This is a genomic window from Streptomyces sp. NPDC087844 (assembly GCF_044742785.1).
Taxonomy (GTDB): domain Bacteria; phylum Actinomycetota; class Actinomycetes; order Streptomycetales; family Streptomycetaceae; genus Streptomyces.
In genome coordinates, this window is record NZ_JBIUVD010000001.1 from 896,104 (window position 1) to 906,957 (window position 10,854).

The 10,854-nt window shown below is 70.2% G+C and carries 9 protein-coding genes and 1 pseudogene; 1 reads left to right on the top strand and 9 read right to left on the bottom strand.

Features of this window, described 5'->3' with window-relative positions:
• Positions 1-113: 113 nt before the first annotated feature.
• The 6 genes and pseudogenes from ACIOKD_RS03585 to ACIOKD_RS03610 all read right to left on the bottom strand — a co-directional run bounded on the left by ACIOKD_RS03585 (position 114) and on the right by ACIOKD_RS03610 (position 7,675).
• Positions 114-2,645, bottom strand: coding sequence for an FtsX-like permease family protein (locus ACIOKD_RS03585; protein ID WP_402077707.1), 2,532 nt, complete (start codon positions 2,643-2,645; stop codon positions 114-116).
• Between the two features lie 555 nt (positions 2,646-3,200).
• Positions 3,201-3,452 (bottom strand): annotated as a pseudogene (locus tag ACIOKD_RS03590) (ArsR/SmtB family transcription factor); the annotation flags it as partial.
• Positions 3,453-3,762: 310 nt separating this feature from the next.
• Entirely contained in the window at positions 3,763-4,749 is a 987-nt protein-coding gene (gene recX, locus ACIOKD_RS03595) for a recombination regulator RecX (protein ID WP_402077574.1), read from the bottom strand.
• Positions 4,750-4,752: 3 nt separating this feature from the next.
• Positions 4,753-5,883 (bottom strand): recombinase RecA, encoded by a 1,131-nt coding sequence (recA, locus tag ACIOKD_RS03600; protein WP_402077577.1) that lies wholly within the window; start codon positions 5,881-5,883, stop codon positions 4,753-4,755.
• A 273-nt stretch (positions 5,884-6,156) separates the two neighbouring features.
• Complete coding sequence (locus ACIOKD_RS03605) at positions 6,157-7,419, bottom strand: AI-2E family transporter (protein WP_402077580.1); 1,263 nt, start codon at positions 7,417-7,419, stop codon at positions 6,157-6,159.
• A gap of 61 nt (positions 7,420-7,480) precedes the next feature.
• Positions 7,481-7,675: a DUF3046 domain-containing protein gene (locus ACIOKD_RS03610; protein WP_107021447.1), complete on the bottom strand. Its 195-nt coding sequence runs from the start codon at positions 7,673-7,675 to the stop codon at positions 7,481-7,483.
• Positions 7,676-7,755: 80 nt separating this feature from the next.
• Here ACIOKD_RS03610 and ACIOKD_RS03615 point away from each other — a divergent pair, with 80 nt between their 5' ends.
• On the top strand, positions 7,756-8,700 hold the full coding sequence (locus ACIOKD_RS03615; RefSeq protein WP_402077583.1) for a hypothetical protein: 945 nt from the start codon (positions 7,756-7,758) through the stop codon (positions 8,698-8,700).
• Between the two features lie 80 nt (positions 8,701-8,780).
• On the opposite strand, the gene ACIOKD_RS03620 is transcribed toward ACIOKD_RS03615, so the two are convergent.
• From ACIOKD_RS03620 to ACIOKD_RS03630, 3 genes are read right to left on the bottom strand one after another with little or no spacing between them, the layout of a single operon-like run.
• Positions 8,781-9,089, bottom strand: coding sequence for an AzlD domain-containing protein (locus ACIOKD_RS03620; protein ID WP_402077586.1), 309 nt, complete (start codon positions 9,087-9,089; stop codon positions 8,781-8,783).
• The gene (locus tag ACIOKD_RS03625; protein ID WP_402077589.1) at positions 9,086-9,853 is read right to left on the bottom strand and encodes an AzlC family ABC transporter permease; all 768 of its coding nucleotides are present in this window, start codon (positions 9,851-9,853) and stop codon (positions 9,086-9,088) included. The genes ACIOKD_RS03620 and ACIOKD_RS03625 overlap by 4 nt, the downstream gene beginning before the upstream one ends.
• Complete coding sequence (locus ACIOKD_RS03630) at positions 9,775-10,719, bottom strand: AraC family transcriptional regulator (RefSeq protein WP_402077710.1); 945 nt, start codon at positions 10,717-10,719, stop codon at positions 9,775-9,777. The genes ACIOKD_RS03625 and ACIOKD_RS03630 overlap by 79 nt, the downstream gene beginning before the upstream one ends.
• Positions 10,720-10,854: the final 135 nt, after the last annotated feature.

Genomic DNA, 10,854 nt, shown 5'->3' on the forward strand with positions numbered 1-10,854 from the left:
TTCGGCTTCAGCCCGGCTCCGGCATACCCCGTCAGTCCCTCGGGCATGGCTTGCGGTGGGGGTCCCTTCATGTAAGGGGCCCCCACCATTGCGTACCGCCCCTTACTCCCCCATCACTCCCTGGCCGTCGCCGCCGTGACGGGGCGGACCCGGAGAGCCGCGCGGCCGGGCAGCGCGCTCGCGACCAGGGCCAGCAGGCCGGCGGACGCCACTACCGCGATGTACACCAGCGGCGTGACGGCCGGGGCCGCGCTGCCCGTCATCCCGATGCTGAAGGCCGTGAGGACGGCGAGCGCGATCCCGCTGCCGAGGGTTGTGGCCAGCAGCAGGACCGACAGCGCCTCGATCCGCAGCATGCGCAGCACCTGCCGGCGGGTGGCGCCGGCGAGGCGGAGCAGCGCGAACTCGCGGACGCGTTCCGATATCGCCATGGCGAGCGTGTTGACGACCGCGATGGCGGTGAAGGCGAGCACGAGGCCCATGGCGAAGTAGTTGACCTCGGCGTTCGCCTGCTGCCGCTCGGCCTGCAAGGAGTCCGCGGTGGCCGGTGAGACGACCCTGACTCCCGGGAACTTCCGCACGGCCGTCGCCAGTTCTTCCTGTGAACGGTGGGTGGAGACGAGGACCGTGGCCGCGAGCGGGTTGTCGACGTGCCGGGCGACCAGGTCATGGGCCATGGTGAGGTCGCCGAAGCCGAGCCCCCTGGCGTAGACCGCGGCGACGGTGAGGGTGACGGGCGTTCCGTCGCCGAGGGTGAGCTTCAGCGTGCTGCCTGGCCGCACGTGGAGCTGGTCCGCGGCGAGTTCACTGACGGCGATGGTGTCTTTCGCGAGTCCGGCGAGGGAGCCGGCCGTGACGTCGGGATCCCAGGTACGGGTCAGCCCCTGGGGTGTGACGCCCTGTGCCGCGTACTTGGAGAGCCCGACGCGGACGGTGGTGCGGACGACCTCGGTGGCGACGTCATCGCCCGTACGCAGCTGCTGCGCGGCCTGCGCCGGGACGCCTGGGCCCTGTGCGGCGAGGACCCAGTCCGCGCGGGTGCCCTCGCGGGCCTGGCCCCGGGCGGCGTGCCCCAGGGTCGGCTGGACGAAGAGGACCGTGCAGGTCATACCGATGAGGAGGGTGAGAGGGGTGACGACGGAGGCCATGCGGGCGGCGTTGCCGCGCAGGTTGGCGGCGGCGAGCCTGCCACCCGGCCCGGTGAGTCGCAGTGGAGCGCCCAGGACCGCCACAGCCGCCCGGACCAGAAGCGGGCCGAGCAGGGCGACGGCGGAGGAAAGGACCACCACCGCGAGGAACGTCACGGGAGTCGAGGCGGGTTCGGTGCGCAGCACACTGAGCAGGACAACGAGGACCGTCCCTCCGGCCAGCAGCACGAGTCCCGCGAGGATGCGGCCCCAGGCGGGCCGGGTGAGTGCGGCGCCGGTCTCGGCGAGTGCCTCGGCCGGGCGCATACGGGCGATGCGACGGGATGAGACACGCGCGGCGGCCCAGGCACCGAAGAGGGTGGCGGCGACCGCGGCGAACAGCGGGAACACGCTGACCGTGTGCTGAAGCGTGGCAGGGACGGCACCGAGGGCGACGAACCTTCCGTGCAGCCACCCGCCCAGCGGCAGTCCGGCGAGCGCTCCGATGACGCCTGCGGCAGCGCCGACCAGCAGCGCCTCCCGGCCGAGAAGCTTACGGACCTGTCCTGAAGTGGCGGCGATGGCGCGCAGCAGGGCGAGTTCGCGGTGCCGCTGCTGGACGGAGAGCGCGAAGGTGCCGACGACCACGAGAACGGCGACGAGAAGGGATGTGCCACCCATCGCGCCCCCCATGCTGACGAGTTTGATCCGGGCTGCGGCAGCGTCCAGGAACTCGACGGGGCCTCGCTCGTCCCCCGCACCGACCTGCGCGGTGGTGCCGTGCAGCGCCTTGGCCACGGCGCTTTCGAGTGCGGCCGCATCGGTGCCCTTGTCCGGTACCACGCCGAAGGCCGTGACCTGGCCCGGATGGGCGGCGAGGCGCCGGGCTTCGGCGGCCGAGAAGAAGAGGGAGGTCTGGTGACGTATACCGTCTCCCGCGGGCACCGCGATGCCGGTGACGCGGTACGTACGCGGGCTCTGCGTGGACTGGACGCTGAGCCGGTCGCCGGGCCCGATCCGGGCGCGGTCGGCGAGGTAGCGGTCCACCACCAGTTCGTCCGACGCGCGGGGCGGGGTACCGGTGGCGAGGGTGTACGGGGTGAGGGCCGCCGAGTCCCAGGCGTGGCCGTAGGCGGTCCGGTCGCCGGTTCCGGTGGGTGTCAACGGCTGAGCGAGGAACGTCAGCTCGGGGATGACCCGCTCGACGCCGGGAACCTCGCCGAGCCGCGCTGCGAGGTTCTCCGGCAACCAGGCCCGTTCGGCGATGGGTTTGGCCTTGTGCTTGGTCTTGGTCTTGCCCTTCTTGTGCTTGACGGTGGTCTGGTGGACGTTCTGGTCGGCGGAGACCACGACGGGGGTGGCGGCGTAACGCTCTGTGCGGATGGTGCCACGCAGTCCGGTTTCGAGGAGGGTGCCGCAGGCGGTGATGAGGGCGGCAGCGCACATCAGGGCGAGGAAGGCGCCGAGGAAGCCGCCTTTGCGGTGCCGGACGGTCCGCAGGGCATAGCGCAGCATCATGGCGTCTCGGCCTCTCTCCTGTTGTCTTGGTCTTGGCCTTGGCCTTGGCCTTGGTCTTGGTCTTGGTCTTGGCCTTGGCAGGCCTTGGTCTTGGCCTTGGCCTTGGTCTTGGTCTTCGTCCTCGTCTTGGTCTTCGTCTTCGTCTTCCACGCCTTGGTCTTCCAGGTCCTGGCCGTCCGCGGCGGCGGTCTGGGCGGGGAAGGCGAGGAACCGGGTGAGTACCGTGCGGGCGCCGGCCGGAGTATCGGCAGCGGGGCGCTTGTACCGGTTGAGGAGGCCGATGTACTCCTCGAAGAACGTGCGGAGTTCGGGAAGGGTCAGCCGGATCGTGCCCCGTGAGTACGGAAAGGCGTCCGCCCACGGTTCGTCGGCCGCGTCCAGTTGAAGCTGCTCGAAAAGTTCGAGGTCGGCGGCGTAGGCGTGGTGGTTGAGTTCGTCCATCACGAGCCGCATCTCGGGGCTCTGGCGGCTGCGGGGCGGAAAACGGCGGTCGCCGGGAACGGCCCGCCACCAGCGCTGCCGACCCTGGCCGTGGGCACCGGTCTCCTCGACGAAGCCGTAACGCGCGAGTTCACGCAGGTGATAGCTGGTGGCACCGGTGTTGAGCCCGAGCGCCCGGGCCAGGGTCGCGGAGGTGGCGGGGCCGTGCACGGTGAGGTGCTGCAGCATCCGCTGTCGACGGGGCTGGGCGAGTGCTTTGAGCGTGGCCAGGTCGGAGAGTTCGACCGGGGCGCGGCCGGTCTCCTCGGACGCGGGAGACGCGCGCCCTGCTTCCGTGGGGTCTGGGACGCCGGGTGTCTGTGCCATGCGTACACAGTCGTCTGTGCACAGGTGTCTGTGCACTGCGGTCGCCCGGCGTCCTGGGAGGGGGGTTAACCCCCGTCCCCCCCACGACCACGACGAGAACCAGTACAACAGAAGCCCTCTGCCGGGGAGTTGTCACCTACTCGGATCGAAGTACTCCACTGACAGACAGCGTGACGGCGACCCGCCCTACGGCGACCCGCCCTACGGCTCAGGGCCCGAGCACGATGGGCGCCCCCGCGCGTCCACCGTGCCCAGGCCCTGCCCTGAATGGCAGGGAACGCAATCTCCTCGGTGCAGCCTCTCGGCTCCCTCAGATCTCCTCGTCGCCGAGGAACTCCGTGTCCTCGCCCTCTTCCTCAAGCGCCTGGCGGACCACGCGCAGGGCGGTGCCCTGGGAGTAGCCCTTGCGGGCGAGCATGCCCGCGAGGCGCCGTATGCGCTTGTCGCGGTCGAGGCCGCGCGTGGAACGCAGCTTGCGCGCCACGAGTGCGCGTGCGGTCGCCTCCTCCTGGTCGGAGTCGAGTTGTGCGACCGCCTCGTCGATCAGCGTGGAGTCCACGCCCTTGGTCCGCAGCTCCTGGGCGAGTGCCCGCCGGGCGAGACCCCGACCGTGGTGGCGGGACTCCACCCAGGCGTCCGCGAAGGCGCCGTCGTTGATCAGCCCGACCTCTTCGAAGCGTGACAGCACCTCGTCCGCCACGTCGTCCGGGATCTCTCGCTTGCGCAACGCGTCCGCCAGCTGTTTGCGGGTGCGCGCGGTCCCGGTGAGCAGGCGCAGACAGATCGCCCGCGCCTGCTCAGCCGGGTCCTTCGGCGACTCCGCCTTCTCGGCCCTCGACGAGGAAGGGGCACCACCGTCCTGTGCGTCGCCGGACGACTCTCCGAAGCCACTGCGCCGGCCGCGCGCCCGCCGAGCACGGCCTCCGCGCCCCGGAGCGCCCTCGTCCCGCGCCCCGCCGTCCCGGTCTCCTCCGTCCCCGTCCCCGTACGGCCACCCACCGGCGCCGCGCCCTGAGCCGGCGCCCGACGATGGATCGCCGCCTTCCCGCGGACCGTCACCGCGGGACGTACCATCGCCGCCTCGCCGCCGACCACCCACAGGCCGGCGGTCTCCCCCGTACTCGCCGTGTGCCCCGTCCGCGCCCGAGGCACCGGAACCGAACGGCTCATCACCTTCGTACGATCCGTTGCCCTCGTACGCGCTGCCCCTGTCGGCAGAGCCGAAGTCTCCCCCGTGGCCCTGCCCTTGGGAGGCGACGGGGTAGACGTGATCGGCCCAGTCCGTTCGTCGTGTCACGGACTAGCTCTTGGCCGCCGCGGCCTTGGGCTTGACGGTCTTGGCCGCGGGAGCGGGAACGGTCTTCGCGCCCTCCCCTGCCGCGACAGGCGCCGCCGCATCCGCACCAGGCTCGGCAGCGGACTTCTCCTTCTCCGGCTTCACACCGACGCCCAGCTTCTCCAGGATCTTCTTCTCGATCTCGTCGGCGAGGTCGGGGTTGTCCTTGAGGAAGTTGCGCGCGTTCTCCTTGCCCTGGCCGAGCTGGTCGCCCTCGTACGTGTACCAGGCGCCGGCCTTGCGGACGAAGCCGTTCTCCACGCCCATGTCGATCAGGCCGCCTTCTCGGCTGATGCCCTGCCCGTAGAGGATGTCGAACTCGGCCTGCTTGAAGGGCGGGGCGACCTTGTTCTTGACGACCTTGACGCGGGTGCGGTTGCCGACCGCGTCGGTGCCGTCCTTCAGCGTCTCGATACGACGGATGTCGAGGCGCACCGAGGCGTAGAACTTCAGCGCCCGGCCACCGGTCGTGGTCTCCGGCGAGCCGAACATCACGCCGATCTTCTCGCGGAGCTGGTTGATGAAGATCGCGGTGGTCTTCGACTGGTTGAGCGCGCTGGTGATCTTGCGGAGCGCCTGGCTCATCAGACGGGCCTGCAGACCCACGTGCGAGTCGCCCATCTCACCCTCGATCTCGGCCCGCGGAACCAGGGCCGCGACGGAGTCGATCACGATCAGGTCGAGCGCGCCCGAGCGGATCAGCATGTCCACGATTTCCAGAGCCTGCTCGCCGTTGTCCGGCTGCGACAGGATGAGGTTCTCGATGTCGACGCCGAGCTTCTTCGCGTACTCGGGGTCGAGGGCGTGCTCCGCGTCCACGAAGGCCACCTGGCCGCCGGCCTTCTGCGCGTTCGCCACGGCGTGCAGGGTCAGGGTCGTCTTGCCGGAGGACTCCGGCCCGTACACCTCCACCACCCGGCCACGCGGCAGGCCGCCGACGCCGAGAGCGACGTCGAGTGCCGTCGAGCCGGTGGGGATGACCTCGATGGGCTCGTTCGGCCGCTCGCCGAGGCGCATCACCGCGCCCTTGCCGAATTGCCGTTCAATTTGTGCGAGCGCGGCGTCGAGCGCCTTCTCGCGGTCGGTTCCTGCCATGGGTTCCACCCGATTTGCTTGTGTCGATCGCTTCACGTCAAAGACGCTAACGCCTGCCACTGACAATGCGCCCCGACGCCCGTCCAGCCTGTGGATAACTCGGGCACTTCCGCATGAAATCCCCGCCCGCATCCCGTCCCGGGCTCCGCCGGAGCCTCCATGAGAATGGATGTTCGATTTCGATGTCAAGCGCATCACGCACCGCGGCGAGGGCGTGTCGTCACCTGTGCCGCCGGGCTGTTCCGGGGCCCGTGCGGGCAGCGCGGGGCGGCGTCAGGAAGAGGAGCGGGGCCCGTCGCCGTCAAGCGGCGGCGCCTCTTGAGAGTCCCCGCGCAGCAGCCGCCGTACGCGCTTCAGGAGGGTTCCTGAGCCCCGTTCCCGGCGCCCGTGCACCCTCGGGTCGTCCGTGACGGCGTACCGCTTCACATACGCCCCCAGGAAGGCCTGGAGGGTGGCGATCGCGGGGATGGCGATCAGCGCGCCGACCGCTCCCAGCAGGGCGGTGCCCGCGATGACCGACCCGAAGGCGACCGCCGGGTGGATGTCCACGGTCTTCGCGGTCAGCTTGGGCTGCAGCACGTAGTTCTCGAACTGCTGGTAGATCACGACGAAGATCAGCACCCACAGCGCGTACCAGGGGTTGACCGTGAAGGCGATCAGCATCGGCAGGGCGCCCGCGAGATACGTACCGATGGTGGGGATGAACTGCGAGACCAGTCCCACCCAGACGGCGAGCACGGGCGCGTAGTCCACGCCGAGGAACTCCAGCAGGACGTAGTGCGCCAGGCCGGAGATGAGCGCCATCAGGCCGCGCGAGTAGATGTACCCGCCGGTCTTGTTGACGGCGATCTCCCACGCGCGCAGGACCTCCGCCTGCCGGGACGGAGGCAGAACCGAGCACAGTGCGCGCCGCAGCCGCGGGCCGTCGGCGGCGAAGTAGAACGCGAACAGGGTGATCGTCAGGAGCTGGAAGAGGCCGCCCAGTACCTGCGCGGACACGTCCAGGACGCCGGTGGCGCTGTTCTGCACGTACTTCTGCAGCCAGTCGGAGCGCAGCAGGCTGTCCTGGATGTCGACGCGGCTGAGCTCGGTGTGGAAGGTGGTGTTGATCCAGCTGATCACCGAGTCGACGTACTTCGGGAAGTCCTCGACGATGTCGATGATCTGCCCGGCGAGCATCGAGCCGAGCAGCGTGATGAAGCCCGCGCTCACGATTATCGTGAGGAGGAACACAAGGCCGGTGGCCAGCCCTCTGCGCATGCCGAACGAGGACATCCAGCTCACCGCGGGCTCTATGGCGAGGGCCAGGAAGAACGCGATCAGGATGTTGATCAGCAGCCCGGTCAGCTGGTGAAAAGCCCAACTGCCCAGCTGGAAACAGGCGATGAGGGTGAGGGCGAGCACCATGGCCCGCGGCAGCCAGCGCGGCATACGGACGCCCCCCGCCGCCGCGCCTCCGGCCGGGGGCCTTGGAGGTGTCGTGCCGAGCGGTGATGCGTGCTGTCCGACCTGCGCGGTCTCATCTGTCGATGCCACGGGCCAAGTCTCGCCCACGCCACCGGCAATCGACCCCACTCCCCCGGATCTTCGTGATCGCTCAGCGCGATTCGTGGGGGACGTTCACCGCGGTACACACCGCGCGCCACACGTCCTTCGCCTCCCAGCCCGCGTCCAGCGCCTGCCGCACCGTACGTCCGCCGAGTTCCGACATCACGTGATCGCGCGCGAAGGTGTCGGCGTACTCCGTACCGAAGTGATCCGACATCCGCTCCCAGAAGACCGTCAACCGCATGACTCCATTATCCCGCCCCTGAGGGTGGGCCCGAGCCGGGACCGCTTGCCGAGAACGCTTTCCGTCCTACGGTCTGACCCATGGCCGAAACAGGAGCATCCCCACTCCCCCCGACGCCCCCGGCGCACACTCCCGCCGCCCGCGCCGAGCAGTTCGTCTGGCTCACCGCGCGCGTACTGGAGCAGCGGCGTTTCGCGTACCACTTCCTGGGCGGCGGCGCGGACGCGGTCGAGACCGCGCTGTCCGCCTACCGCAACGAGGACGACGGGTACGGCCACGCGCTGGAACCCGATCTGCGAGGCCCGGTCAGCCAGCCCCTGCACGTCGGGCACGCGCTGCGCGTGCTGGACTCGATCGGGCGCTGCGGCGGACAGCGGGTGGAACGCGTGTGCCGTTATCTCACCTCTGTGTCGACCCTGGACGGCGCGCTTCCGGCGATCCGTCCCAGCCAGCGGGGCTATCCCTCGGCGCCCTTCGTCCCGATCGTGGACAATCCGCCCAGCGAACTACTCGCCACCGGCCCTGTGGTGGGCCTGCTGCACCGCAACGAGGTGTGGCACGCCTGGCTGTTCCGGGCCACCGACTTCTGCTGGCAGGCGGTGGAGTCCCTGGAGAAGACGCATCCGTACGAGGTCGAGGCCGCCGTGGCCTTCCTGGACTCCGCTCCCGACCGGCCACGCGCGGAAGCGGCCGCCGACCGGCTCGGCCGTCTGGTGCGCGAACAACGACTCGCGGTGCTGGATCCGGAACATCTCGACGCGTTCCCCGTGGCGCCCGGATACGCGCCGGAGGAACACCACCTGCCGCACGACTACGCGAAGACGCCGGGCTCCCTCGCGCGCGCGTGGTTCACTGACGAGGAGATGACCCGCTCACTGAGCTTCCTGAGAACACAGCAGCGGGAGGACGGCGGCTGGCCGATCAGCTGGCGCCAATGGGCTCCGGGCACGGCCCTGGAGGCCCGCCCGATCGTCACGATCGAGGCCCTGCGCACCCTACGGGCACACGGCCTGCCGATCGGCTGACGCCTCCCCTCGACCCACCCTCAACCGGAATCGCCACCTCCGAACCCGTCGTCGCCGCCCCAGCCCGCCATCGCTGCCCCTCAGCCGGTCATGGCCCGCACTCCTGCCGTGACCAACACAGCCGCGGCGACGACCAACAGGAAGGGAGCACGCAGCAGCAGCGCCACGGCGGCCGCGGCGAGCCCCGCGGCTTTCGCGTCCAGCACCAGTAGACGGCCGTCCGCGAAGGTCTGCTGAGCGGTCAGAGCGGCCAGCAGGGCGACGGGCAGCAGGGCGGCCAACCGCTGGACGAGCGGCCGCTCCAGAACGCCCGCCGGAATCAGCAGCCCGATGAGTTTCATGACATAGCAACCGACAGCGGTCACACCGATGGCGATCCAGATGTTCAACGCTTCTCCTCCGCCGCGTCACGCCCGCCGACGGACTCCGTACGCGCCCTGCGGCGACCATCGGCCCAGAGGGCGACCGGGGCGGCAAGCGCGGCCACCAGGACGGGCACACCGGAAGGCAGCACGGGCAGCAGCCCAAGCCCCAGAACGACCGCAAGACCCGCGACCACACGCTCCAGACCTGTCCTGACCATAGGCGCGAGCAGCGCCAGGAAAACAGCCGGCCCTGCCGCGTCGAGGCCCCACGCATCGGTGTCCCCGATGGCCTCGGCGCCCAGCGCGCCAAGCAGTGTGGTGAGGTTCCACAGCACGTAGAGAGACAGCCCGGTGACGGTGAACCCGATCCGCACGCCGCGCCGCGTGGGCTGGGCGAGGGCCACGGCCGTGGTCTCGTCGATGACCCACTGAGCGGCGAACGGCCGCACCGCGCGCGGGAGGGCCAGTAGCTGCGACAGACGCAGTCCGTAGAAGGCGTTGCGCACCCCGAGGAAGAACGCGCCCGCCGCTGCAGTGAACGGATTGCCCCCGCCTGCCAGCGCCCCCACCAGGGCGAACTGCGAGGCGCCGGTGAACACCAGAAGACTGAGAGCACAGGTCTGCAGCACCGTGAGCCCACTGCCCGCCGAGGTCACCCCGAAGGCGAACCCGGAAAGCCCGACGGCCACTCCGACACCGAGTGCGTCCCTCACGACGGCGGCGTCGGGTTTCCCTCCCTCTCCACTGTCGTCACTTCGTATGTCCGCGGGAACTGTTTCTTCTGCCACGCCCCGGACCTTAGGCGGAACCCCTCTCGCGGATCTTGTACGTTCTTGCGCTCGCGCTGATAGGCCCCCGGCGGTACGCCCACGATCCGGGTGAAATGCCGATTGAGGTGCGGCTGGTCGGTGAAGCCCACGGTGAGCGCCACCTCGGCAGGCGCGACTCCCGCGTCCAGCAGCCGCCGTGCGCGCCGCACGCGGACATCGGTGAGCCAGGCGTGGGGCGGCATGCCATAGGCGTCCCGAAAGGCGCGCAGCAACGCGAAGGGGCTGGTCCCCAGATCCCCGGCGAGCCGTTCCAGAGTGGGCGGCCACGCGATCCGCTCTTCGAGCACGGCACGCGCGCGTGCGGCCGTCCGGGCCCCCGCCGTCCGCGGAACCCGCTGCGGCGGCGTTCCCCCGTTGACCCTCAGCAGCCGAGTCACGGCCACCCGCAACAACGTGTCCGCGGCAAGCGCATTGCCCTCGTCGGCGGCGCGCAACACCTGATGCACCAACCCCACGGTGTACGGATCATCGACGACCGGGCTCATGAAGCCGGGCGCGCCACGAAGAACCATGGTCTCAGCGGCGATCTCCGCCACGAGCTCGGGCGACGGGTAGACCGCCCCGTACCGCCAGCCCTCCGGAACACCGGCACGCCCCGTGTGCGGAGTGTCGGGATTGACCAGTGCAAGAGCCCCGGCCCCGGCGTACTGATCGGCCCCACCGTGGTGGAAGACCTCCACCCCGTCGGAGATGGCGGCGATGACGAAGTTCTCGTGCGTATGCCGCACGAAGGTCTTACGAACATACCGGGCACGCAGCAGATCGACACCGGGCAGCTCCGCGTACTGCCAGTGCCGAGCCCGCTCCTGCCCCGCACCCGCCATGCCCTCATTCTCCGCCACCGAACACCATGCGCCCTCCTCTCCCCGGTCGGCCCCGCCCCCACCACCACCGGGCAGGCCGGCTCACCCACGAGCCACAGCCCTTTCCCTTTCCCCCTCCCTCCCTCTCCCTCCCCC